Here is a 25,232-nt window from a genome sequence, read left to right as displayed (position 1 = left end):
AACGAACCGCAGAGGGAAAAATTAGCGAGTAATGGGGGCCTGCAAGCGAGGTGTCATCACGGGTTACATCAATCTCGGGAAAGACACATCAGACCGAGCTAGCATTGACGTACACCACTTTTTGCAACTACATTTAGTTACACGCAGGGAACGCCGTGTCCAAAAATGAAAAGCTGCTCGCCAAACTGCTCAATGAGCACATGGCATTCACCTGGTCTGAACTCGTAACCCTGTTACGGCGACTGGGTTACACACAGATTGAAGGGGCTGGAAGCCGGGTCAAATTCGACATTGGCGACCCCAGTGCACTGATCACCTTGCACAAGCCTCACCCCGGCAACGAACTGAAACACTACATTCGGCGCCAAATCATCGAACAATTGAAATCAGGAGAACTGGTTCAGTGAACAACCAGCTGAAACACAAAGGCTACATCGGCTCCATCGAAGCCAGCCTCGAGGACAACTGCCTGTTCGGCAAAATCCTGTTCATCAAGGCCCTGGTGAGCTACGAAGGCAAGACTGTCGCAGAGTTGGACGCGGCCTTCCAAGAGGCGGTGGACGATTACCTCGCCACCTGCCAGTCGCTCGGGCAAACTCCTGAAAAGCCATGCAAGGGCTCGTTCAACGTACGCGTTGGCCATGACCTGCATCTGGCGGCAGCGTTGGCGGCGAACCGCAAGAAAGTGACGTTGAACGACCTGACACGCCAGGCGCTGGATGAGTTTCTACACCATCATTTCCCGCAGCCTTGCGCGGCGACCGGCTGACTGCCTAACCGCCGGTACCCCAGCACCGCCGAACCCAACACCACCACCCCCGCCGCCAGTGCCACCCAGAACCCGCTGGCGGCGCCAGAGTGGTCAATCATCCAGCCGGAGCTGGCGGCGCCGATGGCCACCCCGATGCTCAGGCCGGTGATCAGCCAGGTCATGCCTTCGGTGAGGCGGCTGGGTGGGACGACTTGCTCCACCAGCGCCATGGACACGATCAGGGTCGGGGCGAAGAACAGACCGGAGATAAAGATCGACACGGCCAGCCCCGGAATGTCAGTCACCAACAGTAACGGCAACGTGGTCACGGCCGTGGCTACGCCGCAGTACAGAAACTGCCGGGGCAACGGCGCCTTGAGCTTGAGCATGCCGAAGGCCAAGCCTGCCAGGCAGGAACCGATGGCGTAGACCGACAACACAATACTGGCTGCCGTCGGGTGGCCCGCCTGCTGGGCGAACGCGACGCTGACCACATCCACCACACCGACGATCACACCCATGGCGAGCAGCAGGGTCATCAGGATCAGCACCGACGGCGAGGCGATCAACCAGCGCCCGTGGTGGTCATGACGTGCATGCACCGGCGGTTCAGTGGTGCGTTGCAATACGAAGGTGGTCACACCCACTGCCAGCAATACGGCCGCCACCAAAGGCCCGGCCTCGGGGAACAGCACCACACTGAGGCCGACGGAAATGGGCGGGCCGATGATGAAGCACACTTCATCGAGTACCGACTCCAGGGCAAAGGCGGTGTGCAGCTTGGGCTGACCACGGTACAGCTCGGTCCAGCGCGCCCGCACCATCGCCGACATATTGGGCATGCAGCCGGCCAATGCGGCGAACAGGAACAACGTCCAGCCTGGCGCCTGCAAACGCGTGCACAGCAACACCATCAACAACGCGCCGCCACCGATCGACGCCGCAATGGGCAGCACCTTGCCCTGGCTGTAGCGGTCCACCAGGCGTGACACCTGCGGTGCGCAAAACGCGGTAGCCAACGCGAATACCGCCGCCACCGAACCCGCCAGACCGTAACCGCCATGCACTTGCGAGAGCATGGTGATCAGGCCAATCCCGGTCATGGAGATCGGCATGCGTGCCAGCATGCCCGCCAGCACAAAGGCGCGAGCGCCCGGCACCTGGAACAGCTCGGCGTAAGGGTTAGCCATCGATAAAGCGCCTTCTCTGCTTGGGTGGGCAACCTTTTATCACAGCAGCCGCTTGATCTGCTTATGCCGCCATACCAGGCGGTAATACGCGGTCTGCAGCACCAGCATCGCCAGGTAAGTCACCGGAAACGCCATCCACACGCCTTCGAGGCCAAAATGCGCATTGAACAGGTAGGCCACCGGCAACTCCACGCACAGCACACAGAAAATCGAGATGGCGACCGGTATCAACACCACACCGCTGGCGCGCATGATCCCGCCGATCACGGCCTGGAAGCCGAACACCAGGATGCTCCACAACATGATGTGCAACAGGTGCTCAGCGTTGACGCGGGCGGCGGCGTCGGTGATGAACAGCCCCAGCAGCCAATGCGATAGCCCATAGCCGAGCACGATCAGGCCACCCGTAAGGGCGGTGTTGATCAACAGCCCGGTGCGCAGAATCGGCCCGATGCGCTCCAGGCGCCCGGCGCCAATCGCCTGGGCACCCAGGATCGAGGCGGTGATGGCAATCGACAGCGCCGGAAACTGCACGTAGTTGACGATCTGCGTCACCGCGCCGTACGCCGCCGTCGCCTGGGAACCGTGGCCGTTGACCAGCGCCAGGATGACCAGTTCCGACAACGACAGCACCACCATCTGCAGGCCTGTCGGCAGGCCGATGCGTAAGACCTTGCCGAGGATCACCCGGTCCAGGCGCAAGGCGGCGAGCATGTCGCGATCCGGCGCCATCACCGAGTTTTTGTGGCGCAGGCGCAGGATCAGAAACAGCATCGCCAAGGCATTCCCCGCCAGCCCCGCGTATGCCGCACTCTGGATGCCCATGGGCGGCAGGCCGATCCAGCCGCGAATCAGCGCTGGCGTCAGCAGCAAACCCACCAGGGTCGACACCATCAAGGCCAACAATGGTGAAACGGTATCGCTGACACCGCGTAGCAGTTGGGTATAAAGAATGAATACCAGCAACAGCGGCATGATCAGCATCATCACTTGGGCGTAGCCCACCGCATCGTCAAGCACATCGACAGGGGTTCCCAACGCCTGCAACGCGGGGCGGGCCAACAGGCTGCCAAGCAGGGCTGCGACCAAACCCACCAGCGCGCCGAGGGTCAGCGTGGCGCCGGTGATCACCTTGACCATTCCCGTCTCGCGGGCGCCCCAGGCCTGGCCGATCAACACCGAGGCGCCAGCCCCCAGGCCAATCACCAGGGCAATGAAGAAAAACACGATGGGGAACATGCCCGACACCGCCGCCAGCGCGTGGGTACCCAGCATCTGCCCGACATAGATACCGTTGAGCGTGCCGGAAAAGCTTTGCAGAAAGTTGGACAGCACCATCGGTGCCAGAAAAAACAGATAGACCTGCCACAGCGGTCGTTGTTGGATGACTTCCATGATGATTCGGGGCCCTGGGTCTCGGTGGTGTCGTCAATCGCTTGAGTCTATTGGCGCTGAACCGCGAATGCTACGCCCAGATGACGATCCCACTGCACAAGCCTCTTGAGCACCGACGGCTGCTACCCGAGTCACCGGAAGCAGCCGTTGGCGCTCATTTGATCCTGCCCACCCGCAGCCACGGAGTAATTACCCACAGGTGCGTTGGCTTAAGGCTTGGCTCGCTACGTGAAGGATTCTTTCTCGATCATATGGTCGATGTTAACCATGTCGAAACGTTTGTCTTCAGCGCCTGGCGTACCGTCTTCCCGAACGCCGATATCCAACTCGCGCAATAATCCCGGACGATTGAGCAACTCCAACGCCACTTCGCGCGCTTGCGGGCTGAACGTTCGGTCGGACGGAATAAGACCGGCTGCCTCTTTCAGCTCATTGGCGTTGACATAATTGTCATCCGCACCGGCGGTAAACTGCCTGAAATTATCTTTCACGGCCTGTAGCAGCCCGGCGTTGCTCATTGTGCGGTACTCACTCGCTGCATCGCCCAGATCCTGCCGGGAAATACTGCCGTCAAGTGTGCCACTGCGGCCTTGATCAAGGGTCTTGAACAGTTGGCCCCGCTCCAGCAGCTCCTGCGCGATAGCGGCATCCGCCGCGCTGATGGGCCGACCATCCAGAGCGTATCCCGACGCTGCAGCACTCAGTGACGCGTCAGTGATCGTTCCCGTTGAGGGGTCTTGCAGGTTGCTGAAATGGGAGAGCACTTTGGCCGATAAGGCTTCGTTACTGTCATTAGCATACGGTCGCTGCCCTGTCGTCATGGGGTTCCACTGCTGACTGACTGGCATCCCCGCATAGGACGGCTGCTGCGCCCCGAACGCTCGTGGTGCAGGTGGCGACGCGTCCCAGCCTTCCATGCCGCGCGGCCCATTGGAGGAAGGCTGTTCGCAGAACGCAGGAGCAAACTGCTGGTTGACTCTCTGTTGCTGCATCGCGCTGGTATAGCGCGCGCCAAACTCCCCTGTTGGCTGTTGCATCGCGCCGTTATAACCCGCTGACCGATAGCCACGTGCGTCTTGCTGAGCTAACTGGCTGATGGCTAGTTCCACATCCTCTTGGTTGATCAGCCCGTCTTCCTGACCGCCGTTCTGAACGCCATCAAAGAGCCGTGGGAGGTCGCCCCGGCCCAATATATCCCTAGCAAGCAACGTCATCTGATCATGGTAACCGCCGTCTACCAGTGGACGATTGGCAAAGTCAATAAGCGAGTCTCGCGAAACGAAAGCAGCTCCAGACGAGAAGTATTCAAAGTTGCGTAGCAGCGACTCTGCGACTGCCGAATTGGAATAAATGCTGGTCATACTGCTCGGCATGTTCGCAGTAGCCTTGCGCCCATAATCGTCAGGGGTATATCCGAAGCTCTGTGCGGGTGGAGGCGAATAGAGCGGCTGGTTGAAGTTAGGATTCATTGCAACACCTCATGTCTTGGACGTAACAACTGCTTAACCAGGCCAGTAAGCCCTCGATTCAGCTACCTCTTGGTGGCAACCGAAAACAGTGCAGTTCCAAATAAACATGCAGTTACACGCAAGGAGTTTACCGTCGCACGCAAAGTAAAAGCCTGTGCAACGATGCGAAAAAGAATTGCATTTGCGTAGGACCGATCTGAAAGCCCCGCTCTCTCATATACGCTTTCGCATCAGAAATGGACTACCCACCAAACGCCTGCGAAGGCCGGCGCAACGTCGGATCAAACGGGTTGATCCGTGGCCCGATCGCCGCCGCCTCGCGCTTCAACAATTCCACCACCATCGGCAAACGGCTCGGCCCCAGGCGATCACTGATGGTCGCTACGCTCAACGCCGCCACCGCATGCCCGTCACGGTTGAGAATGGGCACCGCCAGCCCGGCCATGCCTTCGAGCACGCCCGTGTTGCGCGCGGCATACCCCAGGCTGCGCACATTCTCGACCTCCGAACGCAACAGCACCTCGTCGTACACATGGAAATCCTTGAGCCGTGGCAGGTTGTAGCGGATTACCGTTTCGCGCTCTTCCTCGGGCAGGAACGCCAGGATCGCCAGGCTGCCCTGCCCCACGCCTAGCGCCACGCGCCCACCGATATCGCCGGTGAAGGTACGGATCGGGTATGGGCCTTCGCTGCGGTCCAGGCAGATCGCGTCGAAGCCACTGCGGGCCAGCAGGAACAACGAATCGCCCAGCGACGCACTCAAGCGCAACAGGCTTGGCCGTACCAGGTCGCGCAGGTTGCCGGTTTTGCCGGCATTCGCCGCCAGGGCAAAGAACTCCAGGCTCAGACGGTAGCGCTTGCTGCGCGCGTCCTGCTCGACCATGCCTTCGTCCATCAGGCTGCGCAGCAGGCGGTGGGTGGTCGGTTGCGAGAGGCCGACCTGCTGCGCAAGCTGGGTCACGCGTTCACCGCCTTCCGGCACTTCACCCAGGATGCGCAGCAGTGCAAACAGGCGAGAGACGCCGCCTGAGCCAACTTCCCTAGCTCCTTCATTCCGCTCAGTGGAATCATTCACGCTTAATCTCCAACTAAATTCTGATGAATGAATAAAACAGAAAATAATCATCCATTCAGTGAAATACCGTCTTCCGTCCACTCTAGTCTTCGTCCTAATCTGCGTCCACAGGGGCGAAACGAACAACAACCGGCAGCCGACCGAAGATCGAGCGCCAGCGCACCCGCAACTGTTCTTTCGCATCTGCCCAAAACAAAAAAAGCGCGTTTCGACGCGACTCAAACAGGTGGAACGCAGACATGGCATTTCTCCAACTTCGCGCCTTGAGCAAACGCTACGGCGCCGTCGATGCGGTGGTCGCCACCGACCTTGCGGTGGAAAAAGGCGAATTCGTTTCCCTGCTCGGCCCCTCGGGTTGTGGCAAGACCACCACCTTGCAGATGATCGCCGGCTTCGTCGATGTGAGCGGCGGGCAGATCCTGCTCGACGGTCGCGACATCACCCATGCCAAGCCCGCCAGCCGGGGCCTGGGCGTAGTGTTCCAGAGCTATGCGCTGTTCCCGCACATGACGGTGCGCGACAACGTCGCCTTCGGCCTGAAGATGCGCAAGGTGCCCGCCGACGAGATCGCCGCCAAGGTCAAGACCGTGCTGGAGCTGGTGCGCCTGGCCCCCCATGCCGAACGCTACCCCCGGCAACTGTCCGGCGGCCAACGCCAGCGCGTGGCCCTGGCCCGCGCGCTGGTGATCGAGCCGCCGGTGCTGCTGCTGGATGAGCCGCTGTCCAACCTCGACGCCAACCTGCGCGAAGAAATGCAGTTCGAAATCCGCCGTATTCAATGCGCGGTGGGCATCACCACCTTGATGGTCACCCACGATCAGGCCGAGGCGCTATCGATCAGCGACCGCGTGGTGGTGATGCAGGCCGGGCGCGTGACCCAGATCGACGCGCCCTACCGGTTGTACGAGCACCCGCGCACACGGTTTATCTCGGACTTCGTCGGCAAGGCCAATCTGCTCGCCGGCGACTACGATGCCCTGGGCATTCCGCAGGTGCGTCATACAAGCGGCGCTGGCGCGCTGACCCTGAGCCTGCGCCCGGAGAAAATCCAGCTGCTGGACGCGGGCTCGGGTCGCTTGCAGGGCAAGGTGCTGGACCGTTACTTCTTCGGCAGCCAGTGGCTGTACCGGGTCCATACCGACCTCGGCGAAATCACCGTGGTACGCAGCAACGACGGCAGCGCGCCGCTGGGCAACGGCGTGGCAGTGGGCCTGGATTGGCAAGCGGACCTGTTGCGGGTCTTGGCGCCGGACGAGGTGCAGCCATGAGCCGGGGCTACTTGCTGTCCCTGCCGGCGCTGGTGCTATTTGCCGGGCTGTTGATGCTGCCGCTGGGCCTGACGCTGGTGCTGTCGTTCAACGTGTTCGATTACCAGGTAGGCGTGAAGGCCGATGAGTGGACCTTCGCTCATTACCTGTCGCTGTTCAGTGATGCCTACTTTTACGAGATCTTCTGGCGCACCTTCTGGATCAGTGCGCTGGTCACCCTGCTGTGCGTGGTGATCGGCGTACCGGAGGCCTATATCCTCAGCCGCATGGGCACGCCATGGCGCTCGATTTTCCTGATCCTGATCCTCACGCCGTTGCTGATTTCGGTGGTGGTGCGCGCTTTTGGCTGGAGCCTGTTGCTCGGCGCCGACGGGCTGGTCAACCAAGTGATCCAGATGCTCGGCGGCCGCCCGGTGAAGCTGCTGTACACACCGTTCGCGGTGATCATCGCGCTGGTGCATGTGATGCTGCCGTTCATGATCATCCCGGTCTGGACCTCCTTGCAGAAGCTCGACCCGTCGGCTGAACAGGCCGCATTGTCGCTGGGGGCCAGCCAGGCCACGGTGATGCGCAAGATCGTCTTGCCCCAAGTGATGCCCGGCGTACTGTCCGGCACCCTGATCGTATTCGGCCTGGCCGCCAGTTCGTTCGCCATCCCCGGCCTGCTCGGCGGACGCCGCCTGAAAATGGTCGCCACGGTGGTGTACGACCAATACCTCTCGGAACTCAACTGGCCCATGGGCGCGACCATCGCCGTGGTGCTGCTGTTGGTCAATCTGCTGATCATGCTGAGCTGGAACCGCATGGTCGAAGGCCGCTATAAAAAGTCCCTGGGGGTTTGAGCACATGTCTAGAAACGGTCCTTTGGCCCTCGGTTTCCACGCCCTGGTGGTGGTGTTCATGCTGGCGCCGCTGGTGGTGGTGTGCCTGGTGGCCTTCACCCCGGAAAACACCTTGAGCCTGCCCACGTCGGGCTTCTCCCTGCGCTGGTTTCGCGCAGTGTTCGAGCGCGCCGACTTTATCCAGGCGTTCTATAACAGCCTGGTCCTGGCGTTTACCGCCGCGACCCTGGCCACGCTGATTGCGGTGCCGGCAGCGTTGGCGATCAGCCGTTATGCGTTTCCAGGACGGGATTTTTTCAGTGCGCTGTTTCTGTCGCCGATCATCATCCCGCACCTGGTCCTGGGCGTTGCCCTGTTGCGCCTGTTTGCGCTGATGGGCGTGAATGGCAGCTTCACCTGGCTGATGCTCGCCCATGTGGTGATCATCACGCCCTATGTGCTGCGCCTGGTATTGGCGGCCGCCATCGGTATCGACCGCAGTGCCGAACAGGCCGCCGAATCCCTCGGTGCCGGCCGCTTTACGCTGTTTCGCCAGATCACGCTGCCGATGATTCTGCCGGGCGTGGCCGGTGGCTGGCTGTTGGCGTTCATCAACAGTTTCGATGAAGTGACCCTGTCGATATTCGTCAGCTCACCTGCCACGCAAACCCTGCCGGTGCGCATGTACGTGTACGCCACCGAGTCCATCGACCCGATGATGGCGGCGGTCTCGGCGCTGGTGATCGCGCTGACGGCGGCAACCATGATTCTGCTCGACCGGGTGTACGGCCTGGACCGCGTGCTGGTGGGGAAACACTGATGGCCCTGTTCAAGCGACTCACTGAAACCCAGCGCCCTGCCCTGGCGTTCACCCTGGACGGCCAACCGGCCGCAGGCCTGCTCGGCGACACCCTGCTGACGGCCATTCTGACCTGCGCCGAGCACCTGCGCGGCAGCGATTTCAGCGCGGAGCGCCGTGCCGGTTTCTGCCTGATGGGCGCCTGCCAGGACTGCTGGGTGCGCCTTGCAGACGGGCGCCGCGTACGCGCCTGTTCGACGTTACTGGAAGAGGGCCAGGCGATCAGCCGTGAACCGGGGCGCCACGCATGAAACCGATTGTGATTGTGGGCGCAGGCCCTGCCGGCATCACGGCGGCGCGAACCTTACTCGACCATGGCATCAAGCCGTGCCTGATCGATGAAAGCCTGCGCGGCGGCGGGCAGGTCTATCGGCGCCAACCGATGAATTTCCAGCGCTCGGCCAAGCAGCTTTACGGCTTCGAAGCGGGTAAGGCCCAGGCCGTGCATCGCACCTTGGACGAGCTGGCGCCGCTGATCGACTACCGCCCCGACACCCTGGTGTGGAATGCCGAAGACGCCTGCCTGGACACGCTCACAGAGGGCCGTGCCGAGCGCGTCGAGTACTCGCGGGTCATCGTCGCCACCGGGGCCACCGACCGTATCCTGCCGGTGCCAGGCTGGACCTTGCCCGGCGTCTACAGCCTGGGCGCCGCACAGATTGCGTTGAAATATCAGGGCTGCGCCATCGGCGAGCGCGTCGCGTTCTGTGGTTCGGGGCCCTTGCTGTATTTAGTGGCGTACCAATATGCCAAGGCCGGCGCCCAGGTCGTGGCGGTACTCGACAGCGCGCCGTTAAGCGCCCAATGCCGTGCGCTGCCGGCCCTGCTCGTGCAGCCGCTGACCCTGGCCAAGGGCGTGTACTACCGCGCCTGGCTGACCGCCCACGGGGTTGCCGTGCATCAGGGCGCAACCCTGCGACAGATTGACGGCGAACAGCGGGTCAACGGTATTCGTTGGGGCGAACAGCGCCTGGCGTGCGACGCCGTGGCCTTCGCGCACGCGCTGCGCAGTGAGACGCAACTGGCAGACCTGCTCGGTTGCGCGTTTGCCTGGAACCGCCTGAACCGGGCCTGGTTGCCGCGCCGCGACAGCGCCGGGCGCAGCAGCGTGGCGCAGGTTTACCTGGCGGGCGACGGTGCCGGCATCATGGGCGCCGATGCGGCGCAATTGGCCGGTGAGCGTGCAGCGCTGGCCGTACTGGAAGATATCGGCAAGGGGGTCGATCAGCGTCGCATCACCCAGTTGGAACAGCAGCTGGCGCGCATCCAGCGCTTTCGCCAGGGCCTGGAAACCGCGTTTCCCTTCCCTGAACAATGGGCCGCGCAGGCCCCGGATGCGTTGACCCTGTGCCGCTGCGAAGAAGTCAGTGTGGGCGAGGTGCGCGCGGTGGTGGATGAAGGCCACTGGGAGATCAACCGGGTCAAGGCCCATTGCCGCGTCGGCATGGGCCGCTGCCAGGGGCGCATGTGCGGGCTGGCGGCGGCGGAGATTGTCGCCGAGCGCAGCGGGCGGAGCATTGATCAGGTCGGACGCCTGCGTGCCCAGGCGCCGGTCAAGCCGCTGCCGTTCGGCGTGCAGGTGCAGCCGTGATCGACGTTATTGTGTTGGGCGGCGGGATTGTTGGCGCGTCAGCGGCCTTGATGCTTGCGCGCCAGGGTCAGCGGGTGGCGCTGGTCGAGCGCGACTTTTGCGGCTCGCATTCCAGCGGCGTGAATTACGGCGGCGTGCGGCGTCAAGGGCGGCCCTTGCATCAGTTACCGCTGTCACAGCGCGCCCATCAGTTGTGGGCCGACCTGCCTGGATTGATCGGCATCGACGGCGAGTACGTGCGCTCCGGGCATCTGAAACTGGCGCGCAGTCATGGGGATTTTGCCGCGCTTGAAGCCTATGCCGCGCACACCCGTGGCTTTGGCCTGAACCTGCAATTGCTCGATTACACCCAGTTGCGCGAGCGCTTCCCGTGGGTGGGCGACATCGCAGTGGGCGCCTCGCTCTGCCCCGACGACGGCCACGCCAATCCGCGCCTGGTATCGCCGGCCTTCGCCCGAGCGGCGCAGCGCAGTGGCGCCTGGGTTTATGAGCAGGCAGAAGTGAACCAAATCGACCATGACGGCCAGCGCTTCCAGGTGCATTGCGCCAATGGCCTGCACCTGCAGGCGCCATGGTTGCTCAACTGTGCCGGTGCGTGGGCCGGCAGCGTCGCCGCGCAATTTGGCGAACCGGTGCCGATGATCTCGGCACACCCGGCGATGTTAGTGACCGAGCCGTTGCCGAGGGTGATGAACGTGAGCACCGGCGTTGAAGGCGGCGGCATCTATGCGCGGCAAGTGGCGCGCGGCAACTGCATCCTCGGCGGTGGTCGCGGCTTCGCCCTTGGCCCGCAGCAGGCCCGGCCCGGCCACGCGGCGGTGCTGGAGATCCTGCGCAATGCGGGTGAGCTGTACCCATTCCTGCGCGGGGCCCAGGCCATCCGTACCTGGAGCGGCACTGAAGGTTATCTACCCGATCATGAACCGGTGATCGGCCCCAGCAGCACCCAACCCGGCCTGCTCCACGGTTTCGGTTTTGCCGGCGCCGGGTTCCAGCTCGGCCCTGCGGTCGGTGAAGCCCTGGCAGAGATTGTCTGCACGGGTGCCAGCCGCCAGCCCATTGAAGCGTTTTCCATCCGTCGTTTCCAAGCCTGAGAGGAAAAACCCCATGAACCCACGTACCGCGCTGTCCTGCTTGTCCCTCGCCTTGCTCGCCTCCAACGCCCATGCCGCGCCCACGCTGTACCTGGGCATGAACGGCGGCACCATGGAGCGGGTCTACGCCGATAAAGTGCTGCCCGCCTTCGAGAAGGCCAACAACGTCAAGGTGGTGATCGTGCCGGGCACCTCGTCGGACATTCTTGCCAAGGTGCAGGCCAACAAAGACAACCCGCAGATGCATGTGATGTTCCTCGACGACGGCATCATGTACCGCGCCATCTCCATGGGCCTGTGCGACAAACTGGCGCCCAGCCCGACCCTGGAACAGATCCCGGCCAAGGCAAAAATCAAGGACCAGGCCGTGGCCGTGACCCTCGGCGTCACGGGCCTTGGCTACAACGCCAAAATGTTCAAGGAAAACGGCTGGGCCGCGCCCACCTCCTGGATGGACCTGGCCGACCCGCGCTTCAAGGAAAAAGTGGTGTTCCAGTCCCTGGCCTCCTCCACCTTCGGCTTGCACGGTTTCCTGATGTTCAACCGTATCCAGGGCGGCAACGAGGCCGACGTGGAGCCAGGCTTCAAGGCGTGGCCGAAGACCGTCGGCCCCAACGTGCTGGAATACATCGCCAGCTCGGCAAAAATCTCCGAGATGGTGCAAACCGACGAAGCGGCGATCTTCCCCCTGACGCCGACCCAGGTCGCCACCCAGAAACTGCTCGGCGTGCCCATGGAGTATGCGCAACCCAAGGAAGGCGCAGTCGTGCTGAACGTGGCCGAATGCGTGATCGCACGCAATGACCAGCCGGAACTGGCGCAGAAGCTCGCGGCGTTCCTGCTCAGCGCCCAAGCCCAGGCGCCAGCGCTGGAAGACGGTGACCAGATCCCGTCAAACCCGACCACGCCGACCACCGACAAGACCCGCGCACGGGTCGAGGCGATGCAGGGTTACCTGCAGACGGCGATTTCGATCGATTGGGACCAGGTCAACCAGGCACGTCCGGAGTGGAACGCGCGGTGGAGTCGATCAATCGAGCGTTGATCACAACGGCACGAAAGGCAGCGCACGTTTGTGCGCTGTCTTGCTGTACGCCGCCTCGACTAACCCCCTCACCCGCTCACTCACCGGCTCGCCCATCAGGTACGCATCGATTTCTTCATACGAACAGCCGTAGGCGTCCTCATCCAGTTTCCCCGGTGCCAATTCTTCAAGGTCTGCGGTGGGCGGCTTGTACGCCAGGTTCGTTGGAGCGCCGAGGGCCGTGGCCAGCAGGCGCACCTGGGTTTTGGTCAGGCCGGACAGCGGCGCCAGGTCGCAGGCGCCGTCGCCGAACTTGGTGAAAAAGCCCATCAGCGCTTCGGCCGCCTGGTCGGTGCCGACCACCAGGCCATTGTGCAGGTTGGCGACCGCGTATTGCGCGATCATGCGCGCACGGGCCTTGACGTTGCCCTTGATGAAATCGAGTTGGGCGGCGCTGGCTTCGGCGGCGGCCAGGCTGGCCATCAGGCCGTCGACACTGGCCGCGATGTCGAGGGTGTCGATATGGTCCGGCAGGATAAAGTCCAGGGAAGCCTGGGCATCGTGTTCGTCGCCCTGGGTCTTATAGGGCAGACGCATGGCGATAAAGCGCGCGGCGTAGTCTTCTTCGCGCAGTTGCTGCGCCGCCAGCTGGCACAGGCGGCCGGCGACCAGTGAGTCGACACCGCCGCTGATGCCCAGCACCAGCGCCTTGCAGCCTGAATCGCGCAAGGTGGTCTTGATGAAGTCGATACGCCGTTGAATCTCCTCGGGCTCGCCACCTTTGCCCAGCGAGCGGTTGACGTTCAGTTCACGTGCGATCCGTTCTTGAGTCTGCATGTCATTCCTCCACGCTACCAATGTTGAATACTTGTGCTGCGTACTGCAAAAACGACGGGTCTTCGCAGACGTTCTTGACCGGGTCATCGGAGAATTTCACCACCGGCTCACCGTGTACCCGCACCAGCTTCATCACGATACTCAGCGGCTCGACGCCGTCCACATCACAGGCCAGGCTGGTGCCCATGCCGAACCCGAACCGCGCCTTGCCACGGATGTGCCGCAGGATCGGCAGGCATTTTTCGAAATTCAGACCATCGGAGAACATAAGGTCTTTGGTCATGGGGTCGATGCCGAGTTCCTTATATCTGGCCAGGACTTTGTCGGCCCAGGCGATGGGGTCACCCGAGTCCTGGCGCAGGCCGTCGTAGAGCTTGGCGAAGTACAGGTCGAAATCCTTGAGGAAGAAATCGGTGCTGATGCAGTCGGTCAGGGCCATACCGAGACGGCCACGGTACTCGCGCACCCAGTTCTCCAGGGCGGCGTTCTGGCTTTCGCGCAGACGGCCCAGTTGCTGATGCACCATCAGCCATTGGTGGGCCATGGTGCCAATCAGTGGCAAGTTGAATTCGTAGGCCAGGTGCGCATTGCTGGTGCCAAGAAACTGGCCGGGAAAGTCGCGGCGCATGATGTCGACTACTTCGCGCTGGGCCTTGAATGACAGGCGCCGACGGGTGGAGAAGTCGGAGACGCGCAGGTCGGCAAGTTCTTCGCGGCTGAGGTTCTTCTCCAGCCAGTCGAACTTCTGATACAGCTTGCGGGTGACGTCTTCGAGGGTCACATCAGGGTATTTGTCGCGGTTGCGCAGTTCGCTGACCAGCGCCAGGACCGGTTGCTCGAACATGATGCAATGCAGCATCGGGCCGATCACGCGGATGTTCAGTTGGCCGTCTACTTCACTGACGTGGATATAGCGCAGGTCGAAGCGAAACAGGCCGAGGAAGCGCTCGTAATCCGGCGTGAGGTATTCGCGAAAACGCGGGTTGAACAGGAAGCGCAGCTCGCCTTCGCGCATCTGCAGGCCGGCAAGCTTTTCCAGCTCGGTTCGCAACGCCGGGATCAGGTGGCCCAGTTTTTCCCTGGAACGGACGATGAAGTTGTATTCCACGTCTACGTTGGGATGCTGGTGCAGCACCGCCTGCATCATGGTGAAGGTGTAGTAATCGGTGTCGAGCAAGCCCTGGATGACCGGGGATTTATCGTCATACGCGCTTTCCATGGTGGGTCTCCTTAACGCGTGGCCATCGCGGCCAGTTCTTCGCGGGTACTGCTGATGACAGCGCCGGCCTCGAGCAACGCATTGACGGCCTGAACCCCGCCCGCCTTAGTGATGCTCCGACACGCCGGCAGGTGCAGCACCACTTGCAGCCCGGCCTTGAGCAGTTGCAAGGCGGTGGTCTTGACGCAGTAGTCCAGGGCCAGGCCACCAACGATGACGCGCACGACACCCTGGGCCTTGAGGTATTCGATGACGCCCGTCGACAACTTGTCGTGCAGGTCGTGGTAGCACGCGCCGTAAGGGTGCAGGTCGGGTTCGACACCCTTCCAGATGAAGTAGTCGTAGTCATACGGGGTGGGCAACTCATCCAGCAAGGTGAAGCCCTCGGTACCGGGTACGCAGTGGCTGACCCAGGTGACATCGGCGTGAACGAGGCCCGTGGGTTGCAGCATCTGGCTGTGCTGCGCGACCACCCAAGGCGCGTGTGGGGTGTGGGCGTCCTTGCTGCCGATGCGATGCCCGGCAAGGCTGGCCATGTAGTTGAGCTCGGCGCCGATCAGATCTCCGCCGACGACGGGCAACTCGTCGGGACACAGCGGCGTGAAACTCTTCTGGGCGTCGACATCGAATGAAGCGATGGCAGTTTTGGCGAGGGTCATGGTGATTCTCCGGTGGCCTGGAAACAAAAGTACATGTCATGTACCTTCATTGCAAGAAACATTTATTTACCGGTACTTCAGCAAGTACATGACATAGCGGTTCGATCCGTTAGACTGTGCCTCACTGCCGTTCAGAAGGACTTCACATGCCACTTAGCGCCTACCTCCACACCGTCGACCTGTGCGCAGTGTTTTACTGCCGCGCCTCGGGCGACCTCAAACTGCTGCTGAACAAACGTGACGCCGAGCCCTTCGCCGGGCATTGGGCGCTGCCGGGCGTGGTGGTCAATGGCGGCGTGCAGGATCTGAGCCTCAAGGATGCCGTGGAACGGTTGCGCGCCAGTGACAAAGTCGGCCTTGAGCTGGCCTGGAGCGAGCAGGTTGGCACGGTGGGCGATGCGTTTCGCGACCCGCGCTGCTGGTCGTCGTCCACTTACTACCTGGCGATTGTGGCGGACGAGGTGACGCTGAGTGAACATCAGGCCTGGTTTTCCCTCAACGCGGTGGCGGACGGCAGCATCAAGCTGCCCTTCGATCACAACCTGATCGTCGCGGCGGTGCAGGAACGGCTGTTGTCCAAAGCGCTGTACAGCAGCTTGCCGCTGATGTTTCTGGGCAAGGAGTTCAGTGCGCCGCAAGCGACCGCGATCTTTTCCCTGGTACTGGCGCGGCCGGTGCTCAAGACCAGCGTGCGCCAGCGCTTGTTGAAGCTGACGCAAGCGGGATATTTGCGTGAGACGGGGCGCAAGAAGCAGGGTGAAGGCGGCAGGCCACAGGCGACGCTGGAGATGTTGAAGCCAGGAGAGATTTACTTCTTCGACCGCAGTTTTGCCGAGTGACCGGACATGGAGATCCACGGGTGACCGATGGCTCTAGCTCATCCAATTGCCACCATCGACGTTGTAGGTCTGTGCGACCACATAGTCAGCCTCCTTCGAAGCCAGGAAGATCGCCATGCCGGTCAGGTCTTGCGCCGTGCCCATCCGCCCATAAGGCACTTCGTCGCCTACCCGCTTTTTCTTCTCGCCCGGCGCCAGGCCCTCATGCCTGGCGAACAGCGCATCCACCCCATCCCAGTGCTCACCGTCCACCACACCCGGGGCGATGGCATTGACGTTGATGCCCTGCTTGATCAGATTCAACCCTGCCGATTGCGTCAGACTGATCACTGCCGCCTTGGTTGCGCAATACACCGCCACCAGCGCCTCGCCGCGCCGTCCCGCCTGGCTGGCCATGTTGATGATCTTGCCGCCGTGGCCCTGGCGAATCATCTGCCGCGCGGCGGCCTGCAGGGTAAACAGCGTACCGGCGACGTTGATCGAAAACAGCCGCTCATAGCTCTCACGGGTGATGTCGAGGATGGGGGCCAGGTCGAACAATGCCGCGTTATTCACCAGGATATCCAGCTTGCCGGCATGGGCGACCACGGCGGCCATGGCCGCGTCGATGGAGGCCTGGTCGGTGACGTCCATCGCCACCGCATACGCCCGGGGCCCCAATTCGGCCGCCGTCTGCTCGGCGCGCTGCAGGTTGATATCGGCAATGGCGACGGTGGCGCCTTCCTGGATATAGGCCTGGGCAAACGCGCGGCCAATGCCCCGCGCCGATCCGGTGATCAGCGCGCTCTTACCTTCAAGTCGTTTCATCGAGGTGTCCTGTGGAATTACTTCGGATAACCGGCACGCTTCATCTCGCGCTCAGTGGTGGACTGCGCCTGCTGCAGGGCCTGATCGACCGTCATGCCGCCGGTGAGCGCTGCCGAAAACAGTTTGCCGACGGAAGTGCCGATGGCCTGGAATTCGGGAATCGTCACGTACTGGATGCCCACGTACGGCACCGGTTTGGCCGAGGGGTGCGCCGGGTCGGCGTGCTTCATCATCTGCAGCGTGACCTGGGCAAACGGCGCCGCGTTCAGGTACGCCTCGCTGTAGGTCGATTGCCGCGTGCCTGGCGGTACGTTGGTGATGCCTTCTTTTTCAGCGACCAGCTGGATGTAATCCTTGGACGTCGCCCAACGGATAAAGGCTTTGGCAGCGTCTTTGTGCTTGGAGGTGGCCGGGATGGCCAGCGACCAGGCGTAGAGCCAGGAAGAGCCCTTATCGGTGACCTCAGTGGGCGCCGCAGCGAAGCCTACGCGATCGGCGACTTTGCTTTGGCCGGTGTCGGTGGTGAACGAGCCGGCGACGCTGGCATCGACCCAGATCGCACACTTGCCGCTGTTGAACAACGCCAGGGTTTCGTTGAAGCCATTGCTCGACACGCCCGGCGGGCCGTATTGCTTGAGGCTGTTGACGTAGAAATTGGCCGCAGCCGTCCACTCGGGACTGGTCAGTTCGGGCTGCCATTGCTCATCGAACCAGCGCGCGCCGAACGCATTGGCCATGGTGCTCAGCAACGCAACGTTCTCGCCCCAACCCGCTTTGCCGCGCAGGCACAGGCCATATTGATCTTTGTCCCTCACCGTCAGCTTGGCGGCGAATTCGCCGAGCTGGGTCCAGGTTGGATTCGCGGGCATGCTCAGGCCGGCTTGCTTGAACAGGTCGGTGCGGTAATAGGTCACGGTGCTTTCGCCGTAGAACGGCAAGGCGTAGAGCGTGCCATTCACCGACAGGCCCTGGCGCACCGAGGGGAAGATGTCCTCGACATCGTAGTCGGCCGGCAGGTCGGTCAGTGGCTCCAGCCAGTGTTTGGCGCCCCATAGCGGGGTTTCATAGGTGCCGATGGTCAGCACGTCGAACTGCCCGCCCTGGGTGGCGATATCGGTGGTGAGGCGCTGGCGCAGCACGTTTTCTTCGAGCACCACCCAATTCAGCTGGATGTCCGGATGTCGCGCCTGGAACACCTTGGACAGGCGCTGCATGCGGATCATGTCGCTGTTGTTGACCGTGGCGATGGTCAGGGTGTCGGCGGCCTGGCTGGGCAGGCTCATGGCCAGGCCGGAGAGCAGCAACAGCGTTTGGGCAAGCGTGGCTTTGCGGGTTGATAGCATGGCGGTGTCCACCGGTTGTTTTTGTTATTGAGCGCCGATTACAGCAGCTTGGGCCGGTTTCTCACAAACCCGTGGAGGATGCCCGACCGATACTTTTTTAACCGGTGTCCCAGGCGCAAAAAAGTATCAGTGTGGGGCGACGCCGGGGGTAGCGCCAGGCCTGCCGAGGCGGGTATTTTGGCGGGTATCCAACGCACAAGAGGCAGCCGCATGCCCATCCGCGCCCCACTGTTCGAGCACCGTCCCGCCGAACTGGAAGTGATCCTGCCCGAACCGGAGCACTGCTTTCGCTGGTTCGAACACGACTACCCGATGGAGCTGGCGCGCTGGAACCATCACCCTGAGTTCGAAATCCACCTGATTCGCCACGGCAGCGGCAAGTTGATGGCGGGCGACTATATCGGTGCATTCAGTGCCGGGCATGTCGCCTTGATCGGCCCGGACCTGCCCCACGACTGGATTGGCGACCTGGCACCCGGCGAGTGCCTCAGCGGTCGCGACGTGGTGCTGCAATTCGACGGCGCCGCCCTCCTCGCCTTGCGCAAGGCCCTGCCGGAACTCGGCGATCTGCAGCCGCTGTTCGAACACGCGCGACGCGGCCTTGAGTTCACCGGCGAAACAGCGGTGCACGCGGCGCGATTGATGGAAGGCATCGGCAGCGCCCAGGGCCTGCAACGGCTGATCCTGTTCCTGCAACTGCTCAACACCCTCAAGAACGCCCCGCCCCGCCAGTTCAAGGTGCTGGCCAGCCCGCGCTACGCGCCGACCCTGGACCCGCGCAGCGCCGAACGCATCAACAAGGCCTTCGCCTACCTGATGCGTGAACTCGGCGGCGAGGTGCGCGTGTCAGACATCGCCCGGCAACTGGACATGAGCGAACCGGGTTTCTCGCGTTTCTTCAAACGCACGACCGGCCATGGCTTTATCGAGCTGATGCGCAAATTCCGCGTGCAGCGCGCCTGCCGGTTATTGCTGCAAAGCGATATGTCGGTGGCGGATATTTGCTTCGAAGTCGGCTACGCGAACCTGTCCAATTTCAACCGGCACTTTCGCATCGAGATGAACCAGACACCGAGTGAGTATCGGCGCGAGACCGGCAATCATCTGGAAAAAATGACACCCAGTCATTTCTGACCATAAAGACGACTAATCAGGCTTTTTTGCAGGCCTTTCAGACGATTGAGCAAAGTTGGTACAGCCTATGCAAACGTTTGCGGAACGAACTTGGCCACCAGGTTCACTCCACCCGAGCAATCGGGTTCAAACCGCGTACGAATAGGGATTTTCAATGCACCCCACCTCAACGCCTCGCGCTTGCTTTGGTGTTTCCTTGCTACTGGCCTCCGTTACGGGAGTACTCAGTACACCCATTTTGGCGCAGGACAAACCCGCGGATGACTCAGCACAGGGCGAAACCCTCAGCCCCGAGGCCAACCCGCCGGCAAAAAAAGGCGCCTACCTGTCGGAGTGGTTCAACCAGGACCTGACGCTGATCGGCAGCAAGGACATCAGCTTCGGCCCAAAACCGCAGGATGACGTCTACCTGGAGTACGAGTATTTCGGCCGCAAGGGGCCGTTCGAGCTGTACGGCTACATCGATGTGCCGAAGATCCTCGGCATCGGCAACAGCAATGACAAAGGTGCGTGGGACCATGGCTCGCCCGTGTTCATGGAGCATGAGCCGCGAATCTCCATCGACTACCTCGCCGGCCGCAGCCTGGCGATCGGACCGTTCAAGGAATGGTATGTGGCGTTCGACTGGATCTACGACCACGGCAGCAATAAAGCCAACCGCGCCAACACCCTGTACAGCGGCCTTGGCACCGATATCGACACCCACTCGCGGGTCAACCTGTCGGCGAACTTCTACGGGCGTTACCAGTGGGAAAACTACGGCGCCAGCAATGAATATTCCTGGGACGGCTACCGCGCACAGATGAAATACATCGTGCCCATCGGCAAATTCGACAATGGCGCCTCGCTGACCTACATCGGCTTCACCAACTATGATTTCGGCTCGGACCTGCACAAGGACAACCCGGCGCGCACCGCCAATTCCCTGGTGGCCACCAACGTGTTGCTGTACTCGTTCACCCACCTGCGCTTTACCCTGGTCGGCCGTTACTTTCATAACGGCGGCAACTGGGAGGATGGCAGCGAGTTGAATTTCGGTGAAGGCAACTTCCGCGCCCGCTCCGACGGCTGGGGTTACTACGCCGGCGTGGGCTACCAATTCTGATCAAGGAGCTGCAGATGAATACCTTTACCCGCCTCTCGCTGGCCATGGGCCTTGCCCTGCTGCCCCACCTGGTGCTGGCAGACAACGCCGCGCCGATCAAACCCAAGGTCATGCTGATCACCATGTTCGCCCCCGAGGCGCAAACCTGGATCGACCGCCTGGAACTCAAGCAGCAAGTGCGCGTGCCGGGCCTGCCCGCCGAATACCCGGTGATTCGCTGCAACACCCAGGACGTGTGCCTGCTGGTCACTGGCATGGGCCAGACCAACGCCGCCGCATCGACCCTGGCCCTGGCCTTGTCGCCCAAGTTCGACCTGCGCCAGAGTTATTTCCTGATCGCCGGGATTGCCGGTATCAGCCCCAAGCACGGCACCATCGGTACCGCCGCCTGGGCGCATTACCTGGTGGAATTCGGTACCCAATGGGAGTTGGATTCACGGGATGCACCCAAGGAGTGGCCGACCGGTTATATCGGCATCAACACCAAGGGGCCCAATGAAAAACCGCCGCTGGACTACAAGACTGAAGTGTTCGAGCTCAACCCCAAGCTGCAAGCCAAGGCATTTGCCTTGTCGCACAAGGTGCAGCTGACGGAAAGCAAGGAATCCGCCGCCTGGCGCAAACACTACCCCGCCGCCCCGGCCAATCAGCCGCCGCAAGTCACCCGCTGCGACACCCTGGCCGGCAACACCTGGTTCTCCGGTACCCGCCTGAGCGAGCGCGCCGAGGTGTGGACCAAACTGCTCACGGACAACAAGGGCGAATACTGCACCACCCAGCAGGAAGACAACTCCACTTACGAAGCGCTGCTGCGCGCCAGCCGTGAAGGCTTGGTGGATATCCAGCGCCTGGCCGTGGTGCGTGCAGGCTCCGACTTCGACCGCCCGTATCCGGGCTACAGCGAAGTGGACAATCTGCTCAAGTACGCCGATCAAGGCGGTTTCGTACCGGCATTGGAGAACCTGTACCGCACGGGCAATCCGCTGGTACAGGCGATCCTGAACAACTGGTCAGCCTGGGAAAAAGGCGTTCCAGAAGCCTGATGCAGAGCAAAATGTGGGAGGGGGCTTGCCCCCGATTGCGGTGTTTCAGCCACAGATTCAGTGACTGACACTCCGCTATCGGAGGCAAACCCCCTCCCACATTGGACGGTTCAGTTCGCGTTGGCAGCCGCTTTGGCGCATTCGCAGCCCGTCGCCGCAGCGCAGGGTTCACCGTGCGCATGATGCTCGGCGCAGCCCTGGCAGCAATAGCCCTTCCCGTCCTTCATGACCGCGTCGATGCCCAGTACGCATTTGCAGTGTGGGCAAGCACAGGTTTGATCCGGCATGGTCAGACTCCTTCTTCATGGTCGTCGCGGTGCAGCGAACGCCACACCTGAAACAGTGACCCAAGGCGCGACGCCAAGGTTCAGCGCCGTCAGTCGGCCTGGCGCGTATTGCTGCGATACATGAACACCAGCGCCAGAGCCAGGCACAGCATCGCGACGATCCGGCTGCCGGACAGTTCGATCGCCGGGTTGCCCAGCCAGCCGAAATTGTCGATCAGCATGCCCATGCCCAATTGCCCCACGATCACTGCCACCGTGGCAACCGCCGTACCGACCACCGGCACCGCGCCGACCATTACCATCATGTAAACCACACCGAACAAGGCGCCGGTCAGCTGCCACTTCGGCACGTCCAACAAACTGACAGCCTGGGCGGGCTCGAAGAAAAATATCAACAGCGAGGTGGTTAGCGCACCGACCGCAAAGGTCAGCAGGCTGCTGCGCAATACCCCAACGGTCTGCCCCAGGCGACCGTTGATGGCCGCCTGCACGCTCAATACCGCACCTGCGGCGACCACCACTACCAACAACACAAACAGATTCATCACCTTACCCTCGTGCAATCAGAACAAGTGCCGCCACAATCAACGCCAGGGCTATCCAGCGCTCCACATTGACCCGCTTGCGCGCCGTGCCGAACCAGCCGAAATGGTCGATCAGTACACTCTTGCCCACCTGCCCGGACAGGATCGCAATCATCGTCATTGCCACACCGATATGGGGCGTGGCCAGGGTCAGCACCACCACGTACATCGGCCCCAGGAAACCGCCGATCAACTGCCAGCGCGGCAGTTGCGTGAAGGCCGGGCCCTTTTGTGGGCCGCTGAACAGCAACAGCAAGAACAGGATCGCCGAGCCGACGCCAAAGATGCTCAACGTCGCCCATAAATGCCCGACCTGCACACCCAATGGCCCCAGCAAACCGGCCTCGACCGACAGCCCCATGCCCGCGAGGATAACCAACGGCAATAACAGCAGCCGGAGAACGTTTCGCTTTGGCCGGGACTGCGCCGTACCCTCGATAGAATGTGCCTGCATACATCACCTGTGCTTGAAGAAGAAAACAGGCGTGCATTATCCAGTGGCTTGGCTGTGCGATAAATGGCAGCATGCAGACAACACCTTTGCGCAGAACGCACAGCCTGGAGTCATGATGCAGGGTTTGAATGAACTGAGTTTCAAGGCGCTGCACCTGTTCGTCGCCGTGCTGGACCACGGCAGTTTTTCTGAAGTGGCACGCCGCGAAGGCCTTGCGCCCTCGTCCATTTCCCGGCAGATCCAACTGATGGAACACGCCCTCGGCCAGCAGTTGCTGTACCGCCACACCCGTGCCGTGAGCCCGACCGAAGCCGGACGCCTGCTCGGGCGACACGCACGGCTGATGCTGGAGCAGTTGGAAACCGCGAGCCAGGCCCTGCAGGAACAAGACAGCGAACCCAGCGGACTGGTGCGCATCAATGCGCCCATGGTGTTCGGCCAGCGTCACCTTGCGCCATGGCTGGGGGAGCTGTGCCGCCGCTATCCGAAGCTGCAACTGGACATCCAGCAGACCGATACCTTCGTCGACCCGCTGCAGGACGGTACTGACCTGCTGTTTCGTATTGGCGTGCTCAATGATTCCAGCATGCAGGCGCGGATCTTCGCGCCGCAACGCTTTCGCCTTGCCGCCAGCCCCGCCTACCTGGCGCAGCACGGCACGCCGCGCCATCCCGATGAACTGATCAACCACCAGTGCCTGGCCTACAAGGGCATAAAAGGCCAGGAGCGCTGGTTCTTCCGCCGCGACCACGGCGACTGAAGCGCCTACAGCGTCAAGGGCCCGATCACCGGCAACCACGCTGACACCCTGACCCACGCCGCCGAGCAGGGTCTGGGGCTGGTGGTGTTTCCCTCCTGGCTGATCGGTGAAGGCCTGCGCGCCGGCACCTTGCAAGCGGTGCTGACCGAATACGAAGTGGCGACCACCCTGGAGCCCCAGCAGATCGCGGCGTTGTGGCCGGGTAGCCGCAGGCTGTCGCTGAAGGTGCGCACGGTGATCGATTATTTTGTGGAATGTTTTGGGACGGTGCCGTATTGGGATCGGTGAGTCAGAACAGCCACTGCCCGATCAACCACGCATTCGCCCCACTGATCACCGCAAACAAAAACCACGCCAGCAACCGCGTCGGCAGCCGGTTGACAAACGGGCCCATCAGTTGTTTGTCGCCGGTCATGCGGATCAGCGGGTATAACGCGAAGGGCAACTGCAGGCTCAGCACCACCTGGCTGAGAATCAGCAGCTTGCCGATGGCGTCGTCGCCCATCAGCCACACGCCGAGGAACGCCGGGATCAGCGCCAGCCCACGGGTGATCAGGCGGCGCTGCCAGCAGGGGATGCGCAGGTTCAAGTAACCTTCCATGATCACCTGCCCGGCAATCGTACCGGTGAAGGTCGAACTCTGGCCCGATGCCAGCAAGGCGATGCCGAACAGGATGCTGGCGAACGCACCGCCCACCAGCGGGTCGAGCAGATGATAGGCGTCCTGAATCTCCACCACGTCGGTATGGCCGGTCTTGTAGAACGCTGCGGCGGCCAGCACCAGGATCGCCGCGTTGACCAACAGGGCCAAGGCCAGGGAGCCAATGGTGTCGATACGTGCAAGCTTGACTGCATCCTGTTTGCTGGCCAGGTCCTTGCCGATCAGGCGCGTCTGCACAATCGAGGAGTGCAAGTAGAGGTTATGCGGCATAACCGTCGCACCGAGGATGCCGATGGCCAAGTACAGCGGCGCGGCATCGCTGATGGCCGACAGCGAGGGCGTGAAGCCACTGAGCACGTCCGGCCAGTAGGGTTTGATCAGCACCAGTTCGATGAAGAAACACACACCGATGGTCGCGACCAACGCCAGCATGATCGCTTCCAGCCGGCGGAAACCGCGGTTCTGCAGGGCCAGGATCAACAGCGTGTCGAAGGCGGTGATGACGATCCCGGTGGTCAGCGATACACCCAGCAGCAGGTGAAATGCCAGGGCGCAGCCGAGCACTTCGGCGAGGTCGGTGGCGATGATGGAAATTTCCGCCAACACCCATTGAGTGCGCGCGGAGCGCTTGCTGTAGCGCTCGCGGCACAGTTGCGCCAGGTCTTTACCGGTGGCGATACCCAGCCGCGAGCACAGGCACTGCACCGCCATCCCCGCCAGGCTGGCCAGCAGCACCACGAATAACAGGCTATAGCCGTAGCGCGACCCGGCTTCGATGGCGGTCGCCCAGTTGCCGGGGTCCATGTAGCCGATGGAAATCAGCAGGCCGGGGCCGGCGAACATCAGCGCACGTTTGAAAAACGACGCCTTGGGATCAACGACAACGGAGCCGGCCACTTCCGGCGGGCAGAAAGGGGCGGTAGCAATTTTCGGCAGGCTGAATTTCACGCGGGATCCCAGGCA

General features: G+C 62.1%; 27 protein-coding genes and 1 pseudogene. 14 read left to right on the top strand and 14 right to left on the bottom strand.

The window, feature by feature from the left end; genetic code table 11:
- Positions 1-155: 155 nt before the first annotated feature.
- Both C4J84_RS11160 and C4J84_RS11155 read left to right on the top strand, forming a co-directional pair.
- Complete coding sequence (locus C4J84_RS11160) at positions 156-407, top strand: type II toxin-antitoxin system HicA family toxin (protein WP_124370470.1); 252 nt, start codon at positions 156-158, stop codon at positions 405-407.
- A complete protein-coding gene (locus C4J84_RS11155; RefSeq protein WP_124362545.1) occupies positions 404-769 on the top strand; it encodes a type II toxin-antitoxin system HicB family antitoxin in 366 nt (121 codons plus the stop codon). Before C4J84_RS11160 ends, C4J84_RS11155 begins: the two co-directional genes overlap by 4 nt.
- Here C4J84_RS11155 and C4J84_RS11150 read toward each other — a convergent pair.
- From C4J84_RS11150 to C4J84_RS26270, 5 genes are all read right to left on the bottom strand, one after another.
- Positions 736-1,941, bottom strand: coding sequence for an MFS transporter (locus C4J84_RS11150; protein WP_124370469.1), 1,206 nt, complete (start codon positions 1,939-1,941; stop codon positions 736-738). The two genes, C4J84_RS11155 and C4J84_RS11150, sit on opposite strands and share 34 nt — an antisense overlap.
- Before the next feature lie 39 nt (positions 1,942-1,980).
- Positions 1,981-3,336, bottom strand: a complete 1,356-nt coding sequence (locus C4J84_RS11145) for an MATE family efflux transporter (protein ID WP_124362543.1) — start codon at positions 3,334-3,336, stop codon at positions 1,981-1,983.
- 224 nt (positions 3,337-3,560) lie between these two features.
- Positions 3,561-4,805 carry a hypothetical protein gene (locus C4J84_RS26325; RefSeq protein ID WP_177412745.1) on the bottom strand — a complete coding sequence of 415 codons (1,245 nt, stop codon included), beginning with the start codon at positions 4,803-4,805 and terminating at the stop codon, positions 3,561-3,563.
- Positions 4,806-5,046: 241 nt separating this feature from the next.
- Positions 5,047-5,880, bottom strand: a complete 834-nt coding sequence (locus C4J84_RS11135) for an IclR family transcriptional regulator (protein WP_124403955.1) — start codon at positions 5,878-5,880, stop codon at positions 5,047-5,049.
- A gap of 94 nt (positions 5,881-5,974) precedes the next feature.
- Entirely contained in the window at positions 5,975-6,121 is a 147-nt protein-coding gene (locus tag C4J84_RS26270) for a hypothetical protein (protein ID WP_164484534.1), read from the bottom strand.
- On the opposite strand from C4J84_RS26270, the gene C4J84_RS11130 reads away from it, so the two are divergent.
- From C4J84_RS11130 to C4J84_RS11100, 7 genes are read left to right on the top strand one after another with little or no spacing between them, the layout of a single operon-like run.
- Positions 6,120-7,148, top strand: coding sequence for an ABC transporter ATP-binding protein (locus tag C4J84_RS11130; protein ID WP_124370467.1), 1,029 nt, complete (start codon positions 6,120-6,122; stop codon positions 7,146-7,148). The two genes, C4J84_RS26270 and C4J84_RS11130, sit on opposite strands and share 2 nt — an antisense overlap.
- Positions 7,145-7,990 carry an ABC transporter permease gene (locus C4J84_RS11125; RefSeq protein WP_124370466.1) on the top strand — a complete coding sequence of 282 codons (846 nt, stop codon included), beginning with the start codon at positions 7,145-7,147 and terminating at the stop codon, positions 7,988-7,990. Before C4J84_RS11130 ends, C4J84_RS11125 begins: the two co-directional genes overlap by 4 nt.
- A 4-nt stretch (positions 7,991-7,994) precedes the next feature.
- Complete coding sequence (locus C4J84_RS11120; RefSeq protein ID WP_124370465.1) at positions 7,995-8,789, top strand: ABC transporter permease; 795 nt, start codon at positions 7,995-7,997, stop codon at positions 8,787-8,789.
- A complete protein-coding gene (locus C4J84_RS11115; RefSeq protein ID WP_124362537.1) occupies positions 8,789-9,079 on the top strand; it encodes a (2Fe-2S)-binding protein in 291 nt (96 codons plus the stop codon). Before C4J84_RS11120 ends, C4J84_RS11115 begins: the two co-directional genes overlap by 1 nt.
- Positions 9,076-10,419, top strand: coding sequence for an NAD(P)/FAD-dependent oxidoreductase (locus C4J84_RS11110; protein ID WP_124370464.1), 1,344 nt, complete (start codon positions 9,076-9,078; stop codon positions 10,417-10,419). The genes C4J84_RS11115 and C4J84_RS11110 overlap by 4 nt, the downstream gene beginning before the upstream one ends.
- Positions 10,416-11,513: an FAD-binding oxidoreductase gene (locus C4J84_RS11105; protein WP_124435334.1), complete on the top strand. Its 1,098-nt coding sequence runs from the start codon at positions 10,416-10,418 to the stop codon at positions 11,511-11,513. The genes C4J84_RS11110 and C4J84_RS11105 overlap by 4 nt, the downstream gene beginning before the upstream one ends.
- 13 nt (positions 11,514-11,526) lie before the next feature.
- Positions 11,527-12,558, top strand: coding sequence for an ABC transporter substrate-binding protein (locus C4J84_RS11100; protein ID WP_124435333.1), 1,032 nt, complete (start codon positions 11,527-11,529; stop codon positions 12,556-12,558).
- On the opposite strand, the gene nadE is transcribed toward C4J84_RS11100, so the two are convergent.
- The 3 genes from nadE to C4J84_RS11085 are packed head-to-tail and all read right to left on the bottom strand — an operon-like array spanning position 12,559 to position 15,252.
- Positions 12,559-13,374: an ammonia-dependent NAD(+) synthetase gene (nadE, locus tag C4J84_RS11095; RefSeq protein ID WP_124419824.1), complete on the bottom strand. Its 816-nt coding sequence runs from the start codon at positions 13,372-13,374 to the stop codon at positions 12,559-12,561.
- A gap of 1 nt (position 13,375) precedes the next feature.
- On the bottom strand, positions 13,376-14,593 hold the full coding sequence (gene pncB / locus C4J84_RS11090) for a nicotinate phosphoribosyltransferase (protein ID WP_124435332.1): 1,218 nt from the start codon (positions 14,591-14,593) through the stop codon (positions 13,376-13,378).
- Positions 14,594-14,604: 11 nt separating this feature from the next.
- A complete protein-coding gene (locus C4J84_RS11085; protein ID WP_124435331.1) occupies positions 14,605-15,252 on the bottom strand; it encodes an isochorismatase family protein in 648 nt (215 codons plus the stop codon).
- A 146-nt stretch (positions 15,253-15,398) separates the two neighbouring features.
- Between C4J84_RS11085 and C4J84_RS11080 the strand changes: the two genes are divergently transcribed.
- Positions 15,399-16,091, top strand: coding sequence for an NUDIX hydrolase (locus C4J84_RS11080; RefSeq protein ID WP_124435330.1), 693 nt, complete (start codon positions 15,399-15,401; stop codon positions 16,089-16,091).
- A 33-nt stretch (positions 16,092-16,124) separates the two neighbouring features.
- Here the strand turns inward: C4J84_RS11080 and C4J84_RS11075 are convergent, their stop codons facing one another.
- Positions 16,125-16,898, bottom strand: a complete 774-nt coding sequence (locus C4J84_RS11075) for an L-iditol 2-dehydrogenase (RefSeq protein WP_124435329.1) — start codon at positions 16,896-16,898, stop codon at positions 16,125-16,127.
- A gap of 17 nt (positions 16,899-16,915) precedes the next feature.
- A complete protein-coding gene (locus tag C4J84_RS11070) occupies positions 16,916-18,241 on the bottom strand; it encodes a sugar ABC transporter substrate-binding protein (protein ID WP_124435328.1) in 1,326 nt (441 codons plus the stop codon).
- Positions 18,242-18,451: 210 nt separating this feature from the next.
- On the opposite strand from C4J84_RS11070, the gene C4J84_RS11065 reads away from it, so the two are divergent.
- The 3 genes from C4J84_RS11065 (at position 18,452) to C4J84_RS11055 (ending at position 21,523) form a co-directional block, all read left to right on the top strand.
- Positions 18,452-19,375 carry an AraC family transcriptional regulator gene (locus C4J84_RS11065; protein ID WP_124435327.1) on the top strand — a complete coding sequence of 308 codons (924 nt, stop codon included), beginning with the start codon at positions 18,452-18,454 and terminating at the stop codon, positions 19,373-19,375.
- A gap of 154 nt (positions 19,376-19,529) precedes the next feature.
- Positions 19,530-20,480: a nucleoside-specific channel-forming protein Tsx gene (locus C4J84_RS11060; protein ID WP_124435326.1), complete on the top strand. Its 951-nt coding sequence runs from the start codon at positions 19,530-19,532 to the stop codon at positions 20,478-20,480.
- A 14-nt stretch (positions 20,481-20,494) separates the two neighbouring features.
- A complete protein-coding gene (locus C4J84_RS11055) occupies positions 20,495-21,523 on the top strand; it encodes a purine nucleoside permease (RefSeq protein ID WP_124435325.1) in 1,029 nt (342 codons plus the stop codon).
- A 110-nt stretch (positions 21,524-21,633) separates the two neighbouring features.
- Here the strand turns inward: C4J84_RS11055 and C4J84_RS11050 are convergent, their stop codons facing one another.
- The 3 genes from C4J84_RS11050 to C4J84_RS11040 form a co-directional block, all read right to left on the bottom strand.
- Positions 21,634-21,810, bottom strand: coding sequence for a metallothionein (locus C4J84_RS11050; RefSeq protein WP_124362520.1), 177 nt, complete (start codon positions 21,808-21,810; stop codon positions 21,634-21,636).
- An 89-nt stretch (positions 21,811-21,899) separates the two neighbouring features.
- Positions 21,900-22,355, bottom strand: a complete 456-nt coding sequence (locus tag C4J84_RS11045; protein WP_124435324.1) for a DMT family transporter — start codon at positions 22,353-22,355, stop codon at positions 21,900-21,902.
- Positions 22,356-22,359: 4 nt separating this feature from the next.
- On the bottom strand, positions 22,360-22,848 hold the full coding sequence (locus tag C4J84_RS11040; RefSeq protein ID WP_124362518.1) for a DMT family transporter: 489 nt from the start codon (positions 22,846-22,848) through the stop codon (positions 22,360-22,362).
- A gap of 115 nt (positions 22,849-22,963) precedes the next feature.
- Between C4J84_RS11040 and C4J84_RS11035 the strand changes: the two are divergent.
- Positions 22,964-23,896, top strand: a pseudogene (locus C4J84_RS11035) (LysR family transcriptional regulator).
- Position 23,897: 1 nt separating this feature from the next.
- Here C4J84_RS11035 and C4J84_RS11030 read toward each other — a convergent pair.
- Positions 23,898-25,217 (bottom strand): Nramp family divalent metal transporter, encoded by a 1,320-nt coding sequence (locus tag C4J84_RS11030; RefSeq protein WP_124370452.1) that lies wholly within the window; start codon positions 25,215-25,217, stop codon positions 23,898-23,900.
- Positions 25,218-25,232 lie beyond the last annotated feature (15 nt).

The sequence above is a fragment of the Pseudomonas sp. R11-23-07 genome (assembly GCF_003852295.1).
GTDB lineage: Bacteria > Pseudomonadota > Gammaproteobacteria > Pseudomonadales > Pseudomonadaceae > Aquipseudomonas.
The sequence above is the reverse complement of the archived record's forward strand: the minus strand, read 5'-3'. Positions and strand labels throughout refer to the sequence as shown.

Coding starts and splice junctions, on each gene's coding strand:
- C4J84_RS11055 (WP_124435325.1), top strand. CDS start 20,495: ATGAATACCTTTACCCGCCTCTCGCTGGCCATGGGCCTTGCCCTGCTG.
- C4J84_RS26270 (WP_164484534.1), bottom strand. CDS start 6,121: ATGTCTGCGTTCCACCTGTTTGAGTCGCGTCGAAACGCGCTTTTTTTG.
- C4J84_RS11150 (WP_124370469.1), bottom strand. CDS start 1,941: ATGGCTAACCCTTACGCCGAGCTGTTCCAGGTGCCGGGCGCTCGCGCC.
- C4J84_RS11110 (WP_124370464.1), top strand. CDS start 9,076: ATGAAACCGATTGTGATTGTGGGCGCAGGCCCTGCCGGCATCACGGCG.
- C4J84_RS11040 (WP_124362518.1), bottom strand. CDS start 22,848: ATGCAGGCACATTCTATCGAGGGTACGGCGCAGTCCCGGCCAAAGCGA.
- C4J84_RS11145 (WP_124362543.1), bottom strand. CDS start 3,336: ATGGAAGTCATCCAACAACGACCGCTGTGGCAGGTCTATCTGTTTTTT.
- C4J84_RS11120 (WP_124370465.1), top strand. CDS start 7,995: ATGTCTAGAAACGGTCCTTTGGCCCTCGGTTTCCACGCCCTGGTGGTG.
- C4J84_RS11100 (WP_124435333.1), top strand. CDS start 11,527: ATGAACCCACGTACCGCGCTGTCCTGCTTGTCCCTCGCCTTGCTCGCC.
- C4J84_RS11060 (WP_124435326.1), top strand. CDS start 19,530: ATGCACCCCACCTCAACGCCTCGCGCTTGCTTTGGTGTTTCCTTGCTA.
- C4J84_RS11085 (WP_124435331.1), bottom strand. CDS start 15,252: ATGACCCTCGCCAAAACTGCCATCGCTTCATTCGATGTCGACGCCCAG.
- C4J84_RS11075 (WP_124435329.1), bottom strand. CDS start 16,898: ATGAAACGACTTGAAGGTAAGAGCGCGCTGATCACCGGATCGGCGCGG.
- pncB (WP_124435332.1), bottom strand. CDS start 14,593: ATGGAAAGCGCGTATGACGATAAATCCCCGGTCATCCAGGGCTTGCTC.
- nadE (WP_124419824.1), bottom strand. CDS start 13,374: ATGCAGACTCAAGAACGGATCGCACGTGAACTGAACGTCAACCGCTCG.
- C4J84_RS11050 (WP_124362520.1), bottom strand. CDS start 21,810: ATGCCGGATCAAACCTGTGCTTGCCCACACTGCAAATGCGTACTGGGC.
- C4J84_RS26325 (WP_177412745.1), bottom strand. CDS start 4,805: ATGAATCCTAACTTCAACCAGCCGCTCTATTCGCCTCCACCCGCACAG.
- C4J84_RS11125 (WP_124370466.1), top strand. CDS start 7,145: ATGAGCCGGGGCTACTTGCTGTCCCTGCCGGCGCTGGTGCTATTTGCC.
- C4J84_RS11080 (WP_124435330.1), top strand. CDS start 15,399: ATGCCACTTAGCGCCTACCTCCACACCGTCGACCTGTGCGCAGTGTTT.
- C4J84_RS11045 (WP_124435324.1), bottom strand. CDS start 22,355: ATGAATCTGTTTGTGTTGTTGGTAGTGGTGGTCGCCGCAGGTGCGGTA.
- C4J84_RS11065 (WP_124435327.1), top strand. CDS start 18,452: ATGCCCATCCGCGCCCCACTGTTCGAGCACCGTCCCGCCGAACTGGAA.
- C4J84_RS11070 (WP_124435328.1), bottom strand. CDS start 18,241: ATGCTATCAACCCGCAAAGCCACGCTTGCCCAAACGCTGTTGCTGCTC.
- C4J84_RS11115 (WP_124362537.1), top strand. CDS start 8,789: ATGGCCCTGTTCAAGCGACTCACTGAAACCCAGCGCCCTGCCCTGGCG.
- C4J84_RS11130 (WP_124370467.1), top strand. CDS start 6,120: ATGGCATTTCTCCAACTTCGCGCCTTGAGCAAACGCTACGGCGCCGTC.